General features: G+C 61.5%; 22 protein-coding genes. 13 read left to right on the top strand and 9 right to left on the bottom strand.

Going from position 1 to position 20360, the window contains the following annotated elements:
* The first annotated feature begins 51 nt into the window (after positions 1 to 51).
* Positions 52 to 402 (top strand): hypothetical protein, encoded by a 351-nt coding sequence (locus ACFWAD_RS27895; protein ID WP_192712331.1) that lies wholly within the window; start codon positions 52 to 54, stop codon positions 400 to 402.
* Between the two features lie 61 nt (positions 403 to 463).
* Here ACFWAD_RS27895 and ACFWAD_RS27900 read toward each other — a convergent pair whose 3' ends face one another.
* Complete coding sequence (locus ACFWAD_RS27900; protein ID WP_378549836.1) at positions 464 to 2161, bottom strand: fumarate hydratase; 1698 nt, start codon at positions 2159 to 2161, stop codon at positions 464 to 466.
* Between the two features lie 114 nt (positions 2162 to 2275).
* Positions 2276 to 3397, bottom strand: coding sequence for a winged helix DNA-binding domain-containing protein (locus ACFWAD_RS27905; protein ID WP_378549730.1), 1122 nt, complete (start codon positions 3395 to 3397; stop codon positions 2276 to 2278).
* A gap of 271 nt (positions 3398 to 3668) precedes the next feature.
* Between ACFWAD_RS27905 and ACFWAD_RS27910 the strand changes: the two genes are divergently transcribed.
* The 8 genes from ACFWAD_RS27910 (at position 3669) to ACFWAD_RS27945 (ending at position 11038) form a co-directional block, all read left to right on the top strand.
* Positions 3669 to 3800 (top strand): hypothetical protein, encoded by a 132-nt coding sequence (locus ACFWAD_RS27910; protein WP_285236466.1) that lies wholly within the window; start codon positions 3669 to 3671, stop codon positions 3798 to 3800.
* 332 nt (positions 3801 to 4132) lie between these two features.
* Positions 4133 to 5137, top strand: a complete 1005-nt coding sequence (locus ACFWAD_RS27915) for an alpha/beta hydrolase (RefSeq protein WP_378549733.1) — start codon at positions 4133 to 4135, stop codon at positions 5135 to 5137.
* A complete protein-coding gene (locus ACFWAD_RS27920; RefSeq protein WP_378549735.1) occupies positions 5134 to 6120 on the top strand; it encodes an alpha/beta hydrolase in 987 nt (328 codons plus the stop codon). The genes ACFWAD_RS27915 and ACFWAD_RS27920 overlap by 4 nt, the downstream gene beginning before the upstream one ends.
* Positions 6121 to 6205: 85 nt before the next feature.
* Complete coding sequence (locus ACFWAD_RS27925) at positions 6206 to 6685, top strand: VOC family protein (protein ID WP_378549737.1); 480 nt, start codon at positions 6206 to 6208, stop codon at positions 6683 to 6685.
* A gap of 110 nt (positions 6686 to 6795) precedes the next feature.
* Complete coding sequence (locus ACFWAD_RS27930) at positions 6796 to 7758, top strand: iron-siderophore ABC transporter substrate-binding protein (protein WP_378539230.1); 963 nt, start codon at positions 6796 to 6798, stop codon at positions 7756 to 7758.
* Between the two features lie 168 nt (positions 7759 to 7926).
* On the top strand, positions 7927 to 8625 hold the full coding sequence (locus tag ACFWAD_RS27935; RefSeq protein WP_283303001.1) for a CPBP family intramembrane glutamic endopeptidase: 699 nt from the start codon (positions 7927 to 7929) through the stop codon (positions 8623 to 8625).
* Positions 8626 to 8694: 69 nt separating this feature from the next.
* Positions 8695 to 10095: an amidohydrolase family protein gene (locus ACFWAD_RS27940; protein WP_378549741.1), complete on the top strand. Its 1401-nt coding sequence runs from the start codon at positions 8695 to 8697 to the stop codon at positions 10093 to 10095.
* Between the two features lies 1 nt (position 10096).
* Complete coding sequence (locus tag ACFWAD_RS27945; RefSeq protein WP_378549744.1) at positions 10097 to 11038, top strand: antibiotic biosynthesis monooxygenase; 942 nt, start codon at positions 10097 to 10099, stop codon at positions 11036 to 11038.
* Here ACFWAD_RS27945 and ACFWAD_RS27950 read toward each other — a convergent pair.
* Entirely contained in the window at positions 11026 to 11265 is a 240-nt protein-coding gene (locus tag ACFWAD_RS27950) for a PLD nuclease N-terminal domain-containing protein (protein WP_378539227.1), read from the bottom strand. The two genes, ACFWAD_RS27945 and ACFWAD_RS27950, sit on opposite strands and share 13 nt — an antisense overlap.
* A gap of 880 nt (positions 11266 to 12145) precedes the next feature.
* On the opposite strand from ACFWAD_RS27950, the gene ACFWAD_RS27955 reads away from it, so the two are divergent.
* A complete protein-coding gene (locus tag ACFWAD_RS27955) occupies positions 12146 to 12928 on the top strand; it encodes a DUF1906 domain-containing protein (protein ID WP_378449024.1) in 783 nt (260 codons plus the stop codon).
* On the opposite strand, the gene ACFWAD_RS27960 is transcribed toward ACFWAD_RS27955, so the two are convergent.
* Together ACFWAD_RS27960 and ACFWAD_RS27965 are read right to left on the bottom strand one after the other, a co-directional pair.
* Positions 12915 to 13415, bottom strand: coding sequence for a nuclear transport factor 2 family protein (locus tag ACFWAD_RS27960; RefSeq protein WP_378539226.1), 501 nt, complete (start codon positions 13413 to 13415; stop codon positions 12915 to 12917). The two genes, ACFWAD_RS27955 and ACFWAD_RS27960, sit on opposite strands and share 14 nt — an antisense overlap.
* Before the next feature lie 235 nt (positions 13416 to 13650).
* A complete protein-coding gene (locus tag ACFWAD_RS27965) occupies positions 13651 to 15096 on the bottom strand; it encodes an MFS transporter (protein WP_378549747.1) in 1446 nt (481 codons plus the stop codon).
* A gap of 86 nt (positions 15097 to 15182) precedes the next feature.
* Between ACFWAD_RS27965 and ACFWAD_RS27970 the strand changes: the two genes are divergently transcribed.
* Positions 15183 to 15641 carry a MarR family winged helix-turn-helix transcriptional regulator gene (locus ACFWAD_RS27970; protein ID WP_378549750.1) on the top strand — a complete coding sequence of 153 codons (459 nt, stop codon included), beginning with the start codon at positions 15183 to 15185 and terminating at the stop codon, positions 15639 to 15641.
* Here the strand turns inward: ACFWAD_RS27970 and ACFWAD_RS27975 are convergent.
* The 3 genes from ACFWAD_RS27975 to ACFWAD_RS27985 all read right to left on the bottom strand — a co-directional run bounded on the left by ACFWAD_RS27975 (position 15632) and on the right by ACFWAD_RS27985 (position 17432).
* On the bottom strand, positions 15632 to 15964 hold the full coding sequence (locus ACFWAD_RS27975) for a hypothetical protein (RefSeq protein WP_378549753.1): 333 nt from the start codon (positions 15962 to 15964) through the stop codon (positions 15632 to 15634). The two genes, ACFWAD_RS27970 and ACFWAD_RS27975, sit on opposite strands and share 10 nt — an antisense overlap.
* 147 nt (positions 15965 to 16111) lie before the next feature.
* Positions 16112 to 16855: a hypothetical protein gene (locus ACFWAD_RS27980; protein ID WP_378549839.1), complete on the bottom strand. Its 744-nt coding sequence runs from the start codon at positions 16853 to 16855 to the stop codon at positions 16112 to 16114.
* 271 nt (positions 16856 to 17126) lie between these two features.
* Complete coding sequence (locus ACFWAD_RS27985; protein ID WP_378549757.1) at positions 17127 to 17432, bottom strand: 4a-hydroxytetrahydrobiopterin dehydratase; 306 nt, start codon at positions 17430 to 17432, stop codon at positions 17127 to 17129.
* A gap of 16 nt (positions 17433 to 17448) precedes the next feature.
* Here ACFWAD_RS27985 and ACFWAD_RS27990 point away from each other — a divergent pair, with 16 nt between their 5' ends.
* Positions 17449 to 17874, top strand: a complete 426-nt coding sequence (locus tag ACFWAD_RS27990; protein ID WP_378549760.1) for a (deoxy)nucleoside triphosphate pyrophosphohydrolase — start codon at positions 17449 to 17451, stop codon at positions 17872 to 17874.
* Here the strand turns inward: ACFWAD_RS27990 and ACFWAD_RS27995 are convergent.
* Positions 17852 to 18028, bottom strand: a complete 177-nt coding sequence (locus tag ACFWAD_RS27995) for a hypothetical protein (RefSeq protein ID WP_019744526.1) — start codon at positions 18026 to 18028, stop codon at positions 17852 to 17854. The genes ACFWAD_RS27990 and ACFWAD_RS27995 overlap by 23 nt on opposite strands.
* 324 nt (positions 18029 to 18352) lie before the next feature.
* Between ACFWAD_RS27995 and typA the strand changes: the two genes are divergently transcribed.
* Positions 18353 to 20260 carry a translational GTPase TypA gene (gene typA / locus ACFWAD_RS28000; RefSeq protein WP_378449029.1) on the top strand — a complete coding sequence of 636 codons (1908 nt, stop codon included), beginning with the start codon at positions 18353 to 18355 and terminating at the stop codon, positions 20258 to 20260.
* Positions 20261 to 20360: the final 100 nt, after the last annotated feature.

Here is a 20360-nt window from a genome sequence, read left to right on the forward strand (position 1 = left end):
AGAACTCTCAGTTCCGTTCGCCTGGAACGAAGTACGGGATAGAGTGGCCGTATGTCTGTTCTTTACAACATCTTTGTAGTGATTCATCTACTCGGTATGGCTGCCCTGGTCGGTAGCTACTTCACCGTCCTCAAGGCTCCTTCGATCACCGAGGTCATGGTGTGGGGTGCCAGGATGCAGTTCGTGTCCGGCCTGATCATCGTCGGGTTGGGCGAAGGCGCCCTGGACAAGAACTACATTCACGCGAAGATCGCTGTGAAACTTGTACTTTCACTGGTCATCGTGGCGCTTGCCGAGATCACCCGGGCGAAGCAGAAGAAGGATCAACCCAATCCGAATCTGGTACACGTCGTCGGCGGGTTGTCGATCGTGACCGTTTTCGTGGCTGCGCTCTGGACCTGACCAAACACGAAAAAGAGCCCCGGCGATCGAAATCCGCCGGGGCTCTTTGCTGTTGACGTGTCTACAGACCCGGACGCTTGCCGATCGTCAGGGTCACTTCACCGGTGTGCGCAAAGAAGTCGTTGCCCTTGTCGTCGACGACGATGAAGGCGGGGAAGTCCTCGACGTCGATCTTCCAGACGGCTTCCATACCCAGTTCGGCGTACTCGAGGATGTCGACCTTCTTGATGCAGTCGAGGGCCAGACGAGCCGCGGGTCCACCGATCGACCCGAGGTAGAAACCGCCGTGCGAGTTGCAGGCGTCGGTGACCTGCTTGGAACGGTTTCCCTTGGCCAGCATGATCATCGAGCCACCGGCGGCCTGGAACTGCTCGACGTACGAGTCCATACGGCCGGCCGTGGTCGGGCCGAACGAACCGGACGCCATGCCGTCGGGCGTCTTGGCGGGGCCGGCGTAGTACACCGGGTGATCCTTGAGGTACTGCGGCATCTCTTCACCTGCGTCGAGACGCTCTTTGATCTTGGCGTGCGCGATGTCGCGTGCCACGACGAGCGGACCGGTCAAGGAGAGACGAGTCTTCACCGGGTGCTTGGAGAGCTCGGCGAGGATCTCCGACATCGGCTTGGTCAGATCGATCTTGACCGCAGCACCCTTGCCGGTACCCGAAATGCCATCTGTCTCTTCGTCGAGCTGAGAGTCCGTGACCTCGGGCAAGAAACGGCCCGGGTTGAATTCGAGCTGTTCCAGGAACACGCCCTCCGGGGTGATCTTGGCCTTCGCCTGTCGATCTGCCGAGCAGGACACCGCAATGGCGACGGGCAACGAAGCGCCGTGGCGGGGGAGTCGGACGACGCGGACGTCGTGGCAGAAGTACTTGCCGCCGAACTGTGCTCCGATACCGATCTTCTGCGTGAGCTCGAAGACCTTCTTCTCGAGCTCGTGATCGCGGAAGCCGCGACCCGTGATGGCGCCTTCGGTGGGCAATTCGTCGAGGTAGTGCGCCGACGCGTACTTCGCCGTCTTCATCGCGAACTCGGCCGAGGTACCGCCGACGACGATTGCGAGGTGGTACGGAGGGCAGGCTGCGGTGCCGAGTGAGCGGATCTTCGCCTCGAGGAACTGCATCATCGAGTCGGGGTTCAGGATCGCTTTGGTTTCCTGGTACAGGTAGGACTTGTTGGCGCTTCCGCCACCCTTGGCCATGAAGAGGAACTTGTACGAGTTCTCGTGTCCGGCAGCAGTATCGGCGTACAGCTCGATCTGCGCGGGCAGGTTGTTGCCCGTGTTCTTCTCGTCCCACATCGTGATGGGCGCGTTCTGCGAGTAGCGCAGGTTCAGGCGCGTGTAGGCGTCGTAGACACCGCGGGCAATGGCCTTCTCGTCGTCGCCGGGGGTGAGCACGTGCTGCCCGCGCTTGCCCATGACGATGGCGGTTCCGGTGTCCTGGCACATCGGCAGAACACCGGCAGCGGCGATGTTGGCGTTCTTGAGAAGATCGAGCGCTACGAACTTGTCGTTGTTCGACGCTTCGGGATCGTCGAGGATGCTCGCCAGCTGCGTCAGGTGATCCGTGCGCAGGTAGTGAGAGATGTCGTGCAGCGCCGTTTCGGTCAGCAGACGCATCGCCTCCGGCTCGACCTGCAGGAAGGTACGGCCGTCCGGCCCCTCGACTGTCGACACCCCTTCGGTGGTGAGCAATCGGTACTCGGTGGTGTCATCACCGATCGGCAACAGGTCCTCATAGAGGAAGTCGGCCATCATCTCTCCTGAACAAGGGTGCGTGCGAAGGTCGCATTCAGGTTATCGTTGGGGGTTTCCTTCTCCGAATCGGGGCGGGTGTGAGCTGGAATTATCCGGATGCCTCTGGCTCGATCAAGATACTTCGACCAGTTCGGAGAGCTCGACGCCGCGAAATTCGGCAAGTAATTCGGCTTGCTCGGTGACTGCTGCGCGGGCTGATCGTGACCACGTTTCCCACGGGGTGATCGCGACCTTCAGCTTCTTTCCGGACGCTCGTGGTCGCCACAGTCCGGTGATCTTGCCGCCGACCATCACCGTGCCCGGTCGCCCGAGGGTCGGCCATACCGTCTTCTGTGCGGCCGGGTCAGGAACCAGGGTCTCCCGATCCTTGAGCTGTACATACGGATCGAATGGCCCGAGTAGGCGCGTACTCGAATCGGAGGGGGAGCCGAGCAAGTCTTCGCGGTCCTGTTCGAGAATCCACCGCTTCTCGCCGTTCACCTCGATCTCCTCGGCATCGGTGGGCCAGTGGGCTTTGACGTCCTTGACCGGAGCATCGAGAAACGACGCGACGTGAGCAGGAGTCGCGGGGCCGTAGAACCGCAGATAACCCCGGATCACGTCGAAGCGGGGATCGGCGTCAGAACCTGAGGCTGTGTACGGGCGTCGCCGCCAACCCGGAATGCGTTCGAGCACTGGGGGAGATGTGCCCGGCTGCAGCTCGAGGCCTGCCTGAAGCGCCGCGAGACGGAACGGCATCTCGTACAGATGAGTGGCGTTGCACGGTCGGCAGAATCGCAAATAGGGCTCGGTCACTCGCGTGGTCAATTGCGCGGACATCTCGCCCTTGACGGTTGGTTTCGAGACGATATCCCGCATCGCAGTAGCAACTGTTTGCAGGGCAGTCAGCGTCGCGATGCCGGCGGCCTTCAGCGGCCGGTTCGCGTCGTAAATGCGTTTGGCTGCATCGGCTTCACTGAACGGCGACGTGGCGACGGCGACGGCAGGCAGGTCGCGACGACGGTAATAGTGGGGAGCCCCGCGCAACGTCCAGGCAAGAGCGAGGTCAGTGGCGTCGACGCGTATGCCGCGGATCCTCAGTGCCCACGCGGCGCCGTCAGGTCCGGTGTTCTGAATCCCGAGGTCGAGAATGTCGCAATCGTTGTGATCGGCGTCACCGGAATGTGGCCTGTCGAGTTGATGACGGTGCCACCGGAAATTAGCTACCTGCGTGAGGGACGCTGCGCTAGACATGATTTCAGTTTACTGGTGGGTAACCGCATGATTTGGGGTGGTTGATCGATGCGGCGGCAGAATCGGTCAAATTCGACCGATTGGCCGGAATTTTTTCAGTAGCAGACCTTATTAGTCGAAATAATCACCCCATTGTCAGAATCCTTTGCCAACTGGTCGTTCGTATGATTACTGTTACCCACGTCACGGATACATTACAGATGTGACGCAGCTGTCACAGCACTGTCGGGTGCTTTTGGCAGCTGACCTCTGACTTCTCTAGGAGATTCACATGGGTTCACTGATGTCGATCGTCGAACTTGCACTCAAGGGCATTGGCTCGCTCGGTGCCGGCGACCAGTTGTTCGAAACCTTCATCGGTTCGGTTCAGACGAACACGGGCAGCCTCAAGCCGCTCCTCTGATCCCGCCCGCCGGAATCGGACTGATCGACCACAATCTTCCGCTCGGGTTACCGAGACCTAAACAACTGTAGGAGTTTTCATGGGATCCTTCGAAATCGTGGGGAACGTCATCACGGCCGTCAACAACGTCGGCACCGCATTCTTCAATTCGCTGACCACGCTCAGCGGCGGCACGGTTACGCCCAAGTAAGCGTCGTCTGACGAGAAAGGCTCACGCACTCGGTGCGTGAGCCTTTCCGCGTCGACGGGATCGAGTTTTTCCGATCACGTCGGGTTTGCCTGTTTCAGGCGGTAGCGTTCGAAAAGTTCCGCTGCCGAAGAGAGTGACCCCGATGATCGAGACTCGTGCTTTGCGAACGGTTTTCCGCGTCTTCGTGGCGTTGGCCACGGCAGTATGTGGGCTCCAGCTCCTCACGGCACCGGGTCACGCTCAGTCGGTGGACAGCAGGCTGGTCGACATCTCGGTGTACTCACCGTCGATGGGGCGCGACATTCCGTTGCAGGTCTTGCGGCCGGCTGATACCTCCACGCCCGCTCCGACGCTCTACCTACTCAATGGAGTAGACGGAGGAAAAGACGAAGCGACGTGGTCGGTGCGGACCGATGCGCCGAAGTTCTTCGCGGACAAACATGTCAACGTGGTGACACCTCTCGGTGGGGCGTTCAGCTACTACACCGATTGGGAGCGGCCGGACCCCGGCCTCGCGAAGTCCGGAAACAACAACGGGGTCAACATGTGGACCACGTTCCTGACGGAAGAACTACCGCCGGTGATCGATTCGACGTTCGGGACGACCGGCCAGAACGCACTGGCCGGGTTGTCGATGGCGGGCACGTCGGTACTGGACCTGGCGATGTCAGCACCCGCGTTGTACAACAGCGTCGGGTCCTTCAGTGGGTGTGCGATGACGAGTCCCGGGATCGGTCAGGATTTCGTGAAACTCGTGGTCGCAGTGGGTGGCGGTAACGCGGAGAACATGTGGGGTCCGTACGATGGTCCGGGTTGGCCGGCTCACGATCCGGTTGTCAACGCGGACAAGCTACCTCGCATTCCGATGTACATCACCACCGCAACGGGGATTCCCGGTCCGTACGACACACTTGCCGATCCACGGATCGACAACGACGTCACAGATTTGGCTTTGCAGCTCGTTCTCGGTGGCGGAATCGAGGCAGCAACTCACTACTGCACTACCCAGCTTGCGGACAAGACGAACGCATTGGGTATGAACAACATTCGCTACAACTTCAAGCCGGCAGGAACGCATTCATGGGGATACTGGGAAGACGACTTACACGACTCGTGGCCGATGATCGCCGCGTCACTCGGCGTGTGAGTTCCCGTCGAGCGAGCCTTCGAAGCGTTGTTCTCGTCGGCGCGCTCGCCCTGACTTCACTACTGGCGCTGCCGTCGACCGCACTCGCCGACGAGTCCCCGAAAATAACGAGCGTCACTGAACTGTCCTCGCGCTTGGTTCTTCTCGACGTTCTCAGTCCCGCCATGGGGCGTACCATGCAGGTCGAAGTACTGCTTCCGGCCGACCGCTCGGAACCGCGCGGGACGCTGTATCTCCTGGACGGCAATTCCGGGCAGATCGAAGAGAACAACTGGTTGGCCCCCGCTAACGGCGATATCGTCCCGTTCTTTGCCGACAAGAACGTGAACGTCGTACTCCCCATCGGCGGCACCGGCACCATGTACACCGATTGGCAGGAAGATCACCCGAAATTCGGTCGTCTGAAGTGGGAGACGTTCCTGACAAAAGAGCTTCCCTCACTGATCGACGAGAGGTTCGCGACCAACGGGCACAACGCAATCGGCGGGATCTCGATGGGCGCAGAAGCCGCGCTGATCCTGGCCCAACGCTCGGCCGGGTTGTACGACGCGGTCGCCGGCTACAGCGGCTGCTACACAACCGTCGGAGGATTCGGCAAGGCGTTGACCGATCTTGTGGTCGTCAACGGGAATGCCCGTTCGGAGCAGATGTGGGGTCCGGACGGTAGTGAGGCTTGGCAAGAGCACGACATCTTCGCCAATGCCGACAAGCTCCGCGGAACCAAGGTGTACCTTGCGTCGGGATCGGGACTGCCAGGCCCACACGAAACCCTCGACACTCCTGCCCTGGGGCGCGTACTGGTCGTGGGTGGGTTCATGGAACTGGGATCGAACCTGTGCACCGACCAGATCACGCAGGTGCTGCGCGATCGAGGAGTCGATGTCACCCGCAGCGCTCAACCGGTGGGAACGCACGGTTGGCCGTACTGGCGGGACGAACTCGTTCGTTCCTGGCCGATGCTCGAATCTGCGTTGTCCGCTTGAGCAGTTCCTGGCGATGAGTTTTCGTTTCGGGTCGGGTCTATAACCCTGTACACCTGATTCGTAACCTCTCCGACAAGGACAGAACATGCCTTCCATCACTCCCTGTTTGTGGTTCGACAACCAAGCAGAAGAAGCAGCGAACTTCTACATCTCGGTGTTCGGTTCCGGGCAGATCCTCGGAATTGAAAGGTACGTCGAAGGATCGCCCTCCGGAATGCCGGCGGGATCGGTGATGACTGTCAGCTTCGAGCTCGACGGTCAGCGATTCACCGGCCTGAACGGCGGACCGATGTTCACGTTCTCGGAGGCGGTGTCATTCGAGATTCCGTGCGTCGATCAGGCGGAGGTCGATCACTACTGGTCCAGGCTGACCGAAGGCGGGGAAGAAGGCCCGTGCGGCTGGGCCAAGGACAAGTTCGGATTGTCCTGGCAGGTAGTCCCGAATCGCCTCCTCGAACTGATGAAGGATCCAGACCGAGCCAGGGCACAACGCGCCACGGACGCGATGATGAAGATGAAGAAGATCGATATCGCAGAGCTCGAACGGGCCGCAGACGTGCCCTGAACACGATCTGGCCGATGGGCGACAGTCTTCGTTAGCTGATGCTAGCCTTCCCTAATTCTCGCTGGAGCGTTGGAGGAGTGCTGGTAACCATGCGGATCAAAGTCTCTCGAATGAAGATTGCAGTCACGGCGGTGACTGCCGCGCTTGCCGTCGCCGGCCTTGCCGGTTGCAGTAGCGACAGTGCTGACGCACCGGCCGAAGCGGGCGCAACCATTTCGACGATGTTCGGCGACGTCGAGGTCCCGGCCGACCCGCAGCGCGTCGTGGCGCTTGGTTGGTCGGATGCCGAGACGGCACTCGCTCTGGGCACTCAACCAGTGGGCGTCGCGGACTGGATGGCGTTCGGCGGCAAGGGCGTCGGACCGTGGATCGCGGACGAGTTCACCACCGACCCGAAGATCCTCGGAACGATGGACCTGAGCGTCGAAGACGTCATCGCGCTCGAACCGGACCTCATTCTGTGGACGCGAAGCGACAACACGCAGGCGACCTACGACAAACTCAGTGCCATCGCGCCGACGGTCGGGCCGCCTCCAGGTCTCGCCACGGCCTACGGGACGACGGTCGAGCAGCAGACCGAACTCGTCGCCAAGGCACTCGGCAAAGAATCGGAAGGCAAGGCGCTACTCGACGGCCTCGACGCCAAGTTCGACGCCGCGATTGCCGCCAATCCGAACTTCGCGGGCAAGACCGCGGCGGTCGGCGCCTACAGTTCCGACGGGTACGGCGCCTACGTACCCGGCGACGCACGCGCAGATTTCATGACCCGTCTCGGCTTCACGATTCCGGCCGCGATCACCGAGAAGGCCACGGGCAATTTCTACGTTCCGGTCGCCAACGAGAACCTCAACCTGTTCGACGCCGATCTCACCGTGCTGTTCCCGATCTTCCTCGACAGCAGTGCGTTTGCGAACGATCCGCTGTTGCGTGCAATTCCGTCGGCCCAACAGGGACACTTGTTGATCCTCGATGACGTTTCGCTTGTCAATGCGTTCTCGAGTGGCTCTGTACCGGGGCTGACCTACGCAATCGACAACGCGGTTCCGAAGTTTGCGAGCACGCTCGGAGCCTGATCAGAGCGTTTTCGGGGCCTGCCCGTCACTGTGAGCGTGTTCGCAAACAGTGGCGGGCAGTTCTCGTGCGTCAGTACACTGGAAAAAGTGAACTTTCAGCTAACGAGCGGCGCCCCCGTGGAGATCGGTCCAGTGGAGACCGCAGCGACCGCTCCTCGTTTTCCGCGGATGCATGCATACGTGGATATCGCTGTTGTGATCGTGGTGCTGGTGGGAACCAATTTGATTGCACACTTCACCACCGCGTGGGCGAGCATCGCCACGGTACCTATTTCTGCTCTTGTTCTGTTGGCGCTCACCAAGCGCCGGGGAATGGGTTGGGCGGAGCTCGGGCTGTCGCCTCGTGACCTGCGGAAGGGGTCGAAGTACGCCCTGGCCGCCGTCGGCCTGGTCCTGACGGTTGTCGCCGTCGGCGCGCTGCTTCCGCTTACGCGCCCGTTTTTCATGGCGGATCGCTACGCCACGATTTCCGGCGCCATCATCGCGTCGATGATCGTCATTCCGCTCCAGACCGTCATTCCCGAAGAGTTGGCTTTCCGCGGCGTCCTGCACGGCACATTGAACCGGGTCAGTGGATTCCGGGGCGTCGCAGCGGCCGGTTCATTGATGTTCGGACTGTGGCACATCGCGTCGTCGATGGGTTTGACCAGCGGCAACGAAGGGCTTTCCGGCTTTCTCGGTACCGGAGTCGTCGGTCAGGTCGCCGGAATCCTCGGGGCTGTTCTCGCCACCGCTGCAGCCGGTCTCGTATTCACCTGGCTCCGTCATCGCAGCGGCAGCCTCATTGCGCCGATCGCACTGCATTGGTCGTTGAACGGGGCGGGCGCGCTGGCTGCGGCTCTCGTTTGGCATGCAACTCTTGCTTGATCCCAATATCTGACAAAAAGGACAGCATTCGCCGCGCGGTTCCGGGTGGTTTTGTGCTTTGCTCAGTAAGTGACGCACCTTCATCGAGGCCATGTCTTCCACATTTCCGGTCGTCCGACGGTTGAGGATGCGGCGCAGTCGCTCGTCTCGATCCCCGACGGCGTGTTGGCGATCGACGATGCGGGAACCATCGTCTACTGCGGAGAATTCGAATCACTGCCGAGCGAACTCGAAGGCGCTGAAACCCACGATCACCGGCCAGGATTCCTGCTGCCCGGATTCGTCGACGCGCACATTCACTTCCCGCAGACGTACGCCGGCGACGCGTACGGCGGCGGTCAACTCCTCGAGTGGCTCGACCTCTGTGTCTTTCCCTCCGAATCGAGGTTTGCTGATCCCGAGTTCGCCCGGCACGCCGCCGAGGCCTTCTGCGCTCGCCGAATCGCCACGGGAACCACGGCCGCGATGGTGTTCGGATCTGCCTTCCCGCACGCGCAGGACGCCCTGTTCTCGGAAACTCTGAAACGCGGCCTTCGGGTGGTCAGCGGGCGGGGGATTCAAACCACCGGCCCGGCCTCCGCTGCTGCACTGATCACGTCTGAAGAGGACGCGATCAGACTCACTCGCGAGGAGATCGACAAGTGGCACGCGTCCGACACCGGTGACGTGAACACTGCGTTGGTTCACGTCGCAGTGGTTCCCCGATTCTCCCTCGCAGTGACAACACAGACGCTGAAAGACTTAGGCGAGTTGTACGACTCGGTCCGCGACCGCGGCGTCTACTTCCACAGTCACCTCAACGAGAACAACCGGCCGGGAACCGGCGAGGTGGCGACCACGCTGGCGGAGTACGAGGTCGAGACCTATCTCGACACGTACGACGGCAAGTTCCTCCCCGGCTCGCAGGTCGGCGGAAAGAGCTTCCTGGGTCCGCGCGCGATTCTCGCGCACTCGGTGCACTGCCAGGACTCCGAACTCGCACGAATGGCCGAGACCGGAACCTCGATCGCACATTGTCCGACGTCCCAACAGTTTCTCGGCTCCGGCACCATGCCGTGGAAACGAACCGTTGCGTCAGGGGTCAACATCGCGATCGGATCGGACTTCGGCGGCGGTGACGAGTGCCTGCTCACCCGAGTCCTCGGCGACGCCTTCAAGGTTCACATCTCCGAAGCCGGCGACGACGGAGTATCGATGCACCCCGCCGAACTGTTGTTCACCGGAACTCTCGCCGGTGCTCGCGCGCTGGACATGGAGAACCGGATCGGCAACTTCGACGAGGGCAAGGAGGCCGACTTCCTGGTGATCGATCCGTCCGGATGGCCGCCGCTCGCCGGGCTCGTCAACCACGGAACGCGTTCGGATGATCCGATTCTCGCCCGCGACCAGACGCTCTTCGGGCTCCTGATGGCGATGCGCGAACCCGCGATTGCGCACGTGTACGTGCAAGGGCGCCGGGTGTCGGGCTGACGTGTCCGCAACCGCCATCACCGGGTACCACCGAACGAGTTCGGGATTCCGGGCGTGGGTAGAGCGTGCGGCCGAGATCGCCGGTCGATTCGACGGCTACCTGAGCTGCGCTGTCAGTGATCAACCGGAACCGGTGTCGCACGGGTTGTCCGTCACTTTCGCCAGTGCCGACGATCTTCATCGCTGGCTGGAGTCGACTGATCGCCGCGATCTCGAAAGATCTGCTGCAGCAACGGGAATTCTCGCGCAGACGAGTGATCTGGTACTGGTCGACGGCGTTCTGCCGCCGCCCGGTATCGGTGTGTACGACCACGCCGTCGTCGTGGGTAAGGAGAACGAGTTTCTGCGAACGCAACGGCACCTCATCGATCTCAGTTCGCGATTCTCCGGCTACGAGTCGGTGATGTTGTTGCGGTCGGTCACCGACTCCACCCAGTGGAAGTCCGTCCTTCGGTTTCGGACCGAGCAGCAGTTGGCGGTGTGGATGGCGTCGCCTGAAAGGGCCGCGGCACTACCGAAACTGCGAGCCGAGCTAGCCGAGGACTTCACCGAGACCACGCGGTCGACACCGTTCGGCACGATTCTGCGCACGGAGAACGGGCAGACCCGTGCAACGCCGAATTGGAAGACGGCGATGATCATCCTGCTCGTTCTTTATCCGACGGTGATGACGCTGTCGAGGTTTCTCGGGCCGTTGCTCGACGGGATCGGAGCGCCGCCGTGGCTCTCGATGTGGCTGAGCCAGATAGTCAGCGTCGGCGCCATGACGTGGTTTCTGATGCCGACGGTCACCAGGTGGTTCCGCCATTGGCTGGACCCGGTCGACGGCGCCGTCCCTCGCACCAACTGGCGCGGCGTCGCGGCGGTTATTGCGGTGTACGCAGCGACTCTGACGCTGTTCGCGTCGGTGAAGTGGCTGCAGTTCTGGGACTATTTCGACTGAATCCGGCCTCGGCGGAAGTAGGCGAGCGGTCCGAAGAAGTTGACGAAGATAATTGCTGCCCACTTCTTCTTGCTACCGTGCACCGTTTCGGCAGGTCGTCGCGCGAGGTCGATCCACGCGGCAATCGCCAGCAGGGACTGAATCGCTGCGAGCAGGGCGACGACGCGGCGCTGCGAGGGTGACAGCTCACTCCAGGACTTCTTTTTCGTGAAATTCATGAACTCCACTTTGCTCTCGAACGTTCAATTTGTGTCGAGATGGGGTTGCAATCGGCACCCGAAGTTCCCCGAAACGGTGTGAATAGCGTCACCATGATGACCGCTAAGTATGGTCTGGTGGGCTGCCGGGACGGTCGTTTTCGGCGTAAAGATCTCGCTAACCCGAACTGTGGCTGAATGTTTGCGCGCGCACTAAGCTCGCGTGGCCCAATCCGCGAAAGTGATTTGGCCAATCTGCTGGTACGCGCACTATGGAGTGCAACATCCGCTCTATTAAGTAAGGCTTGCCAATCTTGTAGTCGATGTACAGATTTGATGCTGAAGGGTAGCTACTATCGGGAACGATGTTCGGAATGTGTCAATAAATCGTCCGTAGGTGACAGTTTGATCACTGCATGTGTGTGTTACCTGTGTGTATGCCTGTGACCTGAAGGGGCCGAAATGTAACGTCCCGGACACATTTGGTGTCGCGGAAGTAACGGAAGACCTCTACTCTTATCGCCAGCAGCCACTCACGTGGCAGCAAATCCTCTGGACCGTATCTTCGACAGGAGCACATCGCATGAGCAGCGCAGAATTCTCGGATGCTTTCACCTTCCTCAACGACTTCTTCAGCAACGCGTCTGATCTCTTCAGCGCTCTGAGCTTCTTCACCTCGCTCAGCTGATAGCTTCCGGCCGATAGGCCGACCCAGTGGCCCCCGAAGACGACGTCTTCGGGGGCCACTGTTGTCTGCCTGATTATCTGCCTAGCGTCCAATTTGGTGACAATGTGAGCATTGTTGGCCAAGTGCATGGCGGGGTTGATGTGACTGTGGTGGAATGCGAGCGAAAGAAGATAGCTTGCCTGCCCGCCACTTCGAGCGGGACACGCCGATGATCGGAGCTTTGTGCACGTCTCGCGAAGAAACCTCTTCAAGTACGCAGCCGCTGGATCGGCGGCTGCCGGACTCGCTGCTTTGAGCGGTACGACGTCGGTGGCCAATGCCGGTTCGCTCGGGACCCTGCTCGATTACGCCGCCGGTGTGCCGTCCGCTCAGGCAATCAAGGCCGCCGGGTACGCAGGCGCCATCCGGTACGTCTCGGATCGACGGCCGGGCGCCGATTGGATGGTCGGTAAGCCCGTACTGGCGCGGGAAACCGACGCGTTGACGGCGGCCGGACTCCAAGTCGTTTCCTGCTATCAATTCGGCAAGGGCGGAACAGCGGACTGGCGCGGAGCCCGCGAGGCAGGCAAGCGTCATGCGTCCCGTGGCCTCGAACTACATGCTGCGGCCGGTGGACCGTCCGGTCGGCCGATCTACGCGTCGATCGACGACAATCCAACCAGTACCGAGATCACGACGCTGATTGCGCCATACCTCGAGGGGTGGGCCTCGGTTGTGGGCAACGGGGCACTCGGTGTCTACGGAAACACTCGCGTGATCGACGCGATGATCAGTGCAGGCGTCGGAACCTGGTTCTGGCAGCACAACTGGGGCTCACCGGCAGGGTATGTGCACCCGCGGGCAAACCTGCACCAGTTCGAAATCGACAAGCGCAAGGTCGACGGCGTCGGCGTGGATCTGAATTCGATCCTCACGCGCGATTACGGGCAGTGGTCGTTGGCAGGCTCGGTCGGTCCGGTTCAGCCCGTCGGGTCCTCGTTGCCGACGGGATCTATCGCACCATAGCGCCGAATTTGGCGAGCCAGGCCTTGGCGTCTTCGGGGAGGTTGCCCGCTGCTTCGGCGGCGAGGCACCATGCTTTTGCCATCGACAGAAAGTTCATCGGGTTGTATGCGTCTTCTTCGCGAGACCACAATCCGTCGCCTGCGTAGTGCAGGATCGTGATGTTGGCGGCGCCGTGCTCGGATCCGTCACCCGGATCCTCCATCGGGTTGTCGATCTCGCACACGATCCATCCACGCTGCTCGTCGACGACGAACCAGTTGGCCGGGAACTCGGTCATCCGGCGCCCTGGGAACTCGGTCATCGTGCGAGTCACCCACTTGCGTACGGCCTCTCGGCCGTCGAGGGTGCCGAAGGCGTGTTCCACGTAGACGACGTCCTCGGTGAACATGTCCGCGAAGGCGTTCCAGTCGCCGGAACGAGTGCACTCGACAACCGTGTTCTGGTAACCCGCGAAGGCATCTTCGAGTTCCGTGCGTGTCCAGGTCATGAAAGGCTCCTCGGGTAGTCGTCGCCTCAAATTAGAACACGTTGCAGAATTGATTGTCGGCGATTCGACGCAGAAGAGTTCTGCGGTACCGTCGTTGGCGGGTCGGGGACCCGTTATGTGAGAGGGCACCACGTGGATATCATCATCAATTTCATCTACACGCTTCTGTCGAAGTTGCAGACGGGCAGCATCGAAGGCTCTTCGGAGAAGTGAGTCCTCCGCCGGGTTGATTCCCTTACGAGACTTTCTGTTTGGGAATCAATCCGGCGAACACCATTGTCACGACGGCGGCGGCGATGGAAATCAGGAACGTGGCGCGAAACGCCTCGAACGAGGGGATCACTGCGGTGCCGACCGTGATGGTCATCCCGGCCAGAACGACGCTCACGATCGCGGCAGACGTCGACGTGCCGATCGATCGCATCAGTGAGTTCAGTCCGTTCGCGGCCGCGGATTCCGTGATGGGTACCGCGCCCATGATCAAGGCCGGCATGGCCGAGTAGGAGAGCCCGACGCCCGCGCCGATGAACATTCCGGCCACGGCGACCTGCCAGACGCTCGACACCGTGAAATATGCGAAGGCATAACCTAATCCGATGACGAGGGCGCCAAGCATCAACGTGATTCGTGGGCCACGCCAAGCCGAAATTCGAGCGGAGACGGGTGAGAGCGCCATCATGACGAGTCCACCGGGGGCCAGTGCGAGTCCCGCTGCGACCATGGACAGTCCGAGTCCGTAGCCGGTCGACGTCGGCGCCATGAGGAGTTGGGGGAGCGTCAAGGAATTGCCGTACATGGCAAAACCGACAGCGATCGACGCGAAGTTGGTGAAGAGGACCTGCGGTCGGGCCGATACGCGAAGGTCTACCAGTGGTGCGCTGCGTCGAAGTTCCCACCATCCCCACACCAGGAAGCTGAGCGCGGAAACCGCAAGGAGTCCCAGTGTTTTCGCGTCGCCCCACCCCCAAGTCCCGCCTTTGGTGATGGGCAGCAGCAGGGTGATCAGGCCGACTGTGAGGCCGAGCGCTCCGACGAAGTCGAAACGGCCCGGGCGTCGTACGGTCGATTCGGGAATGACGAACGCAACCAGTGCGATGCAGATCAATCCGAATGCTGCCGAGGTGGCGAAGAGAAAGTGCCAGTTGGCATTCTGAGCAATCACTGCGGCGATCGGCAGTCCGATCGCACCGCCGACACCGAGGGTGGCGCTCATGACTGCCATGGCTCCGGCCACTTTCTTCGGTGGAAGAACGTCACGAATGATGGCTATGCCCAATGGAATTGCCCCGACCGATGCTCCTTGAAGTGCACGGCCGACAACGAGCACGATCAGTGAAGGCGCGATCGCGCAGATGGCCGAGCCCAGAACGACCATCCCGAGACTGACCAGCAGCATTCGTTTCTTGCCGAACATGTCGCCGAGGCGTCCGCTGATCGGCGTGATCACGGCGGCGGCGAGGAGCGTTGCCGTGATCGCCCACGACGTGTCGGCGGGAGAAGAGTTCAGCAGGTGCGGCAATTGCGGAATGATCGGGACGACCAGCGTCTGCATCAAGGCGACGACGATTCCGCACAGTCCGAGAACGGTGAGCACGGGACCCGACGGTGCGTAGTTCGTGTCCGTGGTTTTCGTCTCAGGGGTATTCCCGTCGACATTCGACGACCCTGTGTGAACGGACATTCGGCTCCCGCCCTGGCATGTTCTGTTTCGGTGCGTTCGCCCCAGTGTGCACGCTACACATCGTGTGTAGTCTGCACAATATGAGGATGGACCGGAACCCCGAACTGGTGAATATCGAGTACGAGTTGACTCTGCTCTCGCGCTACCACGCGCTTGCTCAACGGGCCGAACTTCATCTGGACCGGTCGGCGTATCTACTGCTCGGTCGACTGGAATTGCAACATCCCATGAGCCTCAAGGAGCTCTCCTGCGCTTTCTCGCTCGACATCTCGACCATAAACCGGCAGATCGGCGCGCTCAGGCGTCAGGGCTTGGTGGAGCGGGTGGAGGATCCGGACGGTGGCCTGGCGCGAAAGGTCCGGCCGACAGCGCAGGGGCTGTTGAAACTTCGTGCTGATCGCGAACATTCGACAGCGGGCGTCGAAAAGGTCCTGCGCGAGTGGACGCCCGAGCAACGTCTTGCGCTCGGTGATCTACTCCGGCAATTCAATACCTCGGTCGAAGCCCTGGAAGGCCGCGACTGGCCGCGACCGAATCAGGTCTGAGAGTGCGAAACGGACCGCAGCGAGCGATCCGGATCGCTCGAATCCGATTCCGGCGCAATGACAACAAGTTTCGGATGTTGCTCGGGCGCTGCGTGATTTCCACGCCAGGAGAGCAACGACCAGCGTGACAGCCCGGACAGCGCGGACCCGAGACTGACGAACGAGCCCGAACTCAGGACCGATGCCGTAGATCCGATGCTTCCGATGGATAGGAAAGAGCCGACACTACCGATCGACAGTATCGAGTACGCCGATCCGATCGACAGGATGGACCCCTCGGATCGGATGGACAGTATCGATCGAGTCGACTTGTGCGACCGCATCGACTGGTCGTCTGGGCTTGATTTCCGGTCTGAACGGCCATGCGTGATGTCCACTCGTAGATGTCCCATCTATCGGGTCTATCACGGTGATCGGAGATGCAAAAGGGACCCACCGAAATTCGGTGGGTCCCTTTCACAAGACTTCGATCAAGCTACCGCGAACATGCCCACGGTCGGGAGGAAGCTGCAGGTGATGCGGTCTGCGCCTTCCGGCTGGGTGGTCAGCGAACCACTGATCACCGAGAGGACGCGTCCGGGGCCCGTATCGGCGATAGCCGACAGAGTGGCGGGGCCGTCCGGGTTGATGCGCGCGGCGTTGGTCAGGTTCTGGGTTGCGCTGCGCTGGTTGTCGATGTTGACCCAGGTCACGGTCATCGGCACCGGCTGGTCGTCGACGGCGGGAGCCGTACCGAGAGCGGTGAAGACGAATCCGGCCTGACCGGCAGCGGGGCCGGGAGGAGGCAGGTGAGCCGGGCCGGGAACAGCAAGTGCGGTTCCGACCGAATCGGCGGTTGCCGAGATGCAGCCCTTGCCCAGTGTCGGGTACAGGAACTGCGCGATGACGGGGGCGTTCTCGTCCGGGATTGCCGGTCCGCCACCGCCGCTGCCGTCGAGGAAGGTGATGACCTTCTCGAGGGTGGCCTTGATCTCAGGCGGAATGCCGGGGGAGTTCAGAATCGCACGAGCCTGGTCGAGCAACGCTTGCTGCGGGCCGCCGGCGACGTCAGTCGGACCTGCAGCGGCGCCGATGATGGCAGGCGCAAACGAGGCGAGGAACTCGATCGGCACACTTTCGGGTGCGGGCGGTGCTGCCGGATCGGCCATTGCCTGTGCCGGCAATGCCAGTCCTGCTACTGCGGCAATAGCGACGGCGGTGAACGCCTTTCGCATACCTCGGGTTCGAAGCACTGTTTCCCCATCCTTAGTCATACCGCGCGGGCGCCTAGGCGAGCTCCGCGTTTGACGGCTCGAGGGGTCACTCTATGTACAGAGCCCCCGGGTTGTACAGCTGTTCAGTTGCTGAGCAGCTACGCACCGGGGGGAGTCTATGGCATGACCGGCCTCGATCGTGATTTACGGCGACCATACCTGTGACTGAAGTGATCTATGTGAAAGTTGATGCAACTGTTACGTCAGATTGCGAGGATTGTTCACTCGAAGATCAGTCGAAACGGACCGAATCGTCGACAAGTACGTCAATTCGACGGGCCAGGTCGAAGTCCAGATCGGTGAGTCCGCCGGCCGAGTGTGTCGAGAGTGTGTACGTGACCTTGCGCCATCGAACGTCGATGTCGGGATGGTGATCTGCGGCCTCGGCGACGGCCGCGATGCGCTGGAGAAGGGCGATCGCGTCCGGGAAGGTCGCGGAGTCGACGGTGCGAGTGATCGAGCCCGGGGACAGCTGCCAAGCGGGCAGTTCGTCGAGTGCGCTTTGGATTGCGGAGTCGGACAACAAAAAAGTGGCCATACTCCATCATGGTGCGATGAGTGATGTGCCTGCAAGGGATCGCGAAGTTGTTGCCGGCGCGATCTTCCGTGGGGGAAGGCTGCTCCTCGCGCAGCGGACGAGTCCGCCGGCGTTGGCCGGCCGCTGGGAACTGCCGGGCGGGAAGGTCGAGGAGTTCGAATCACCACAGAACGCGTTGGTGCGAGAGCTACTCGAGGAACTCGCGGTCGAAGTTCGGTGCGGCGCCAGAATCGGCGTCGACGTGCCACTGTCGCCGGGGTTGGTCCTGCGGGCGTACCGGGCGGAGTTGGTGTCCGGCGAACCGGTCGCGCTCGACCATGCTCAGTTGGCATGGGTCGACGCCGAAGAACTGTTGTCGATGGATCTGGTCGACAACGATCGGGCCTGGATCCCCGAACTGCTCGAGGAGTTGAGGGCGCTTACGCCGCGCGGGCCTTCTTGAGACCGGCTTTCAGTTCCTTCTTGGATGCGCCCTCGTTCTCGAGCTTCTTCATCCGCATGATGACGACGGGGCACTTGATGCACCGTGTCTTCTTCCGGCAGCACTTCTTTTTCGGCTTGAGCTTCGAGACCTTGCTTGCCTTGATTTTTCCCATGTGACGCTGCGGCTTTCCTGTTTCACTACGGCGGAGAGCCCGCTCTTGGAACGAGGTTAGCGTACCCTTAAACACCCTGTTTCTCCAGGTCGTAATCCTACCCGCTTCAGCGTGGTGCAAATCACTATTGGCTGGTGGGGGCGGTGATAGAGGCCGCACAATGCAGGAGTATCCGCTCGGAGCGAGTAGTATTTACTAGGCCGCGGTGCCTATTCAGGCGATTCGTGCCCTGATTCGGATCACACACTCGTGCAGCGGCCACCAGAAGAGCCGTGCGACTTGACTTTCGCGTGGCCGAATCAACTCAGCCAGGAGAGCCATCGCGTGACCACCACCAGCTTCCGTAACGTTGCCATCGTCGCACACGTCGACCACGGCAAGACCACCCTCGTCGACGCCATGCTTCGTCAGTCCGGCGCGTTCGAGGAGCGCGCCGAGCTGGTCGATCGCGTCATGGACTCCGGCGACCTCGAACGCGAGAAGGGCATCACGATCCTCGCGAAGAACACCTCGGTGCACAAGCGCAACGAGGATGGTTCGGTCACCGTCATCAACGTCATCGACACCCCGGGCCACGCTGACTTCGGTGGCGAGGTCGAGCGCGGTCTGTCCATGGTCGACGGCGTCGTCCTGCTCGTCGATGCGTCCGAGGGCCCGCTTCCGCAGACGCGTTTCGTGCTGCGCAAGGCGCTCGCCGCTTCGCTGCCCGTCATCCTGGTCGTCAACAAGACGGACCGCCCCGACGCGCGCATCGAAGAGGTTGTCTCCGAGGCTCAGGACTTGCTCCTGGACCTCGCGTCCGATCTCTCCGACGAGGCTGCAGAGGCCGCCGAGCTTGCGCTCGGACTGCCGGTTCTCTACGCCTCCGGTCGCGAGGGCAAGGCTTCGACGGTGCAGCCCGAGAACGGTCAGGCTCCCGACGCCGAAGACCTCGCCGCTCTGTTCCAGGTTCTGATGGAGTACGTCCCGGCCCCCAAGGGCACGGTCGACGCACCGCTCCAGGCTCACGTCACCAACCTCGACGCGTCGGCATTCCTCGGTCGCCTCGCGCTGGTTCGCATCCACAACGGCGAGCTGCGCAAGGGTCAGACCGTGTCTTGGTGCCGTGAGGTCGACGGCGAGCCCGTCATCACCAAGACCAAGATCACCGAACTGCTCACCACCATCGGTGTCGAGCGTGTTCCCGCCGAGGTTGCGCTCGCCGGCGATATCTGCGCTGTTGCAGGTTTCCCGGACATCATGATCGGCGACACGCTCGCCGACCTCGACAACCCGGTTGCGCTGCCTCGCATCACCGTCGATCAGCCGGCCATCTCGGTCACGATCGGTACCAACACCTCACCGCTGGTCGGCCGCGTCAAGGGTCACAAGCTCACTTCGCGCATGGTCAAGGCTCGCCTGGACCAGGAGCTGGTCGGTAACGTCTCGCTCAAGGTCCTCGACATCGGACGTCCCGATGCGTGGGAGGTCCAGGGTCGTGGAGAGCTCGCGCTCGCCATCCTGGTCGAGCAGATGCGTCGCGAAGGCTTCGAGCTGACCGTCGGAAAGCCGCAGGTGGTCACCCAGACTGTCGACGGTAAGATCCACGAGCCTTTCGAAGAGCTGACCATCGACAGCCCCGAGGAGTACCTCGGTGCCATCACTCAGCTTCTGGCCAACCGCAAGGGCAAGATGGTTCAGATGTCGAACCACGGCGCAGGCTGGGTTCGTATGGAGTTCATCGTTCCTTCACGTGGTCTTATCGGCTTCCGTACGGAATTCCTCACGGATACCCGCGGTACCGGCATCGCCAACGCCGTCTTCGACGGCTACGGCCCCTGGGCCGGCGAGATTCGTGCACGCCACACCGGTTCACTCGTGTCGGACCGTTCCGGCACAGTGACGCCGTTCGCCATGATCCAGCTGGCTGACCGCGGAACCTTCTTCGTCGAGCCCGGCGCAGACACCTACGAGGGTCACGTCGTCGGTATCAACCCCCGTCAGGAAGACCTCGACATCAACGTCACCCGCGAGAAGAAGCTGACCAACATGCGTCAGTCCTCCGCAGACGTGATGGAGACCCTCGCGAAGCCCATCAAGCTCGAACTCGAAGCAGCGATGGAATTCTGCTCCGGCGACGAGTGCGTCGAGGTCACCCCCGAGGACGTCCGCGTCCGCAAGGTGCATCTCAATGCAACCGAGCGCGCTCGCGAGCGTTCGCGCAGCAAGTCTCGCGATAAGGCTGCTCTGTAGTCTTTCGTCGGTTACAACCTGACAGGCGGATGTGCCTTTCGGCCGAGTTCTCGGCGGAAAGGTACATTCGCCTTCATGGTTTCCGGGCGAAAGTGCTGCC

Origin of the sequence: Rhodococcus sp. NPDC059969 (assembly GCF_042738325.1) — a bacterium.
GTDB lineage: Bacteria > Actinomycetota > Actinomycetes > Mycobacteriales > Mycobacteriaceae > Rhodococcus_F.

What these genes read in the sequence shown, in the direction of transcription:
- ACFWAD_RS27895 (WP_192712331.1), top strand. Translation starts at nt 52, where the DNA reads ATGTCTGTTCTTTACAACATCTTTGTAGTGATTCATCTACTCGGTATG.
- ACFWAD_RS27900 (WP_378549836.1), bottom strand. Translation starts at nt 2,161, where the DNA reads ATGGCCGACTTCCTCTATGAGGACCTGTTGCCGATCGGTGATGACACC.
- ACFWAD_RS27905 (WP_378549730.1), bottom strand. Translation starts at nt 3,397, where the DNA reads ATGTCTAGCGCAGCGTCCCTCACGCAGGTAGCTAATTTCCGGTGGCAC.
- ACFWAD_RS27910 (WP_285236466.1), top strand. Translation starts at nt 3,669, where the DNA reads ATGGGTTCACTGATGTCGATCGTCGAACTTGCACTCAAGGGCATTGGC.
- ACFWAD_RS27915 (WP_378549733.1), top strand. Translation starts at nt 4,133, where the DNA reads ATGATCGAGACTCGTGCTTTGCGAACGGTTTTCCGCGTCTTCGTGGCG.
- ACFWAD_RS27925 (WP_378549737.1), top strand. Translation starts at nt 6,206, where the DNA reads ATGCCTTCCATCACTCCCTGTTTGTGGTTCGACAACCAAGCAGAAGAA.
- ACFWAD_RS27930 (WP_378539230.1), top strand. Translation starts at nt 6,796, where the DNA reads ATGAAGATTGCAGTCACGGCGGTGACTGCCGCGCTTGCCGTCGCCGGC.
- ACFWAD_RS27935 (WP_283303001.1), top strand. Translation starts at nt 7,927, where the DNA reads ATGCATGCATACGTGGATATCGCTGTTGTGATCGTGGTGCTGGTGGGA.
- ACFWAD_RS27960 (WP_378539226.1), bottom strand. Translation starts at nt 13,415, where the DNA reads ATGACCTGGACACGCACGGAACTCGAAGATGCCTTCGCGGGTTACCAG.
- ACFWAD_RS27965 (WP_378549747.1), bottom strand. Translation starts at nt 15,096, where the DNA reads ATGTCCGTTCACACAGGGTCGTCGAATGTCGACGGGAATACCCCTGAG.
- ACFWAD_RS27970 (WP_378549750.1), top strand. Translation starts at nt 15,183, where the DNA reads ATGGACCGGAACCCCGAACTGGTGAATATCGAGTACGAGTTGACTCTG.
- ACFWAD_RS27975 (WP_378549753.1), bottom strand. Translation starts at nt 15,964, where the DNA reads ATGCGGTCGCACAAGTCGACTCGATCGATACTGTCCATCCGATCCGAG.
- ACFWAD_RS27980 (WP_378549839.1), bottom strand. Translation starts at nt 16,855, where the DNA reads ATGCGAAAGGCGTTCACCGCCGTCGCTATTGCCGCAGTAGCAGGACTG.
- ACFWAD_RS27985 (WP_378549757.1), bottom strand. Translation starts at nt 17,432, where the DNA reads ATGGCCACTTTTTTGTTGTCCGACTCCGCAATCCAAAGCGCACTCGAC.
- ACFWAD_RS27990 (WP_378549760.1), top strand. Translation starts at nt 17,449, where the DNA reads ATGAGTGATGTGCCTGCAAGGGATCGCGAAGTTGTTGCCGGCGCGATC.
- ACFWAD_RS27995 (WP_019744526.1), bottom strand. Translation starts at nt 18,028, where the DNA reads ATGGGAAAAATCAAGGCAAGCAAGGTCTCGAAGCTCAAGCCGAAAAAG.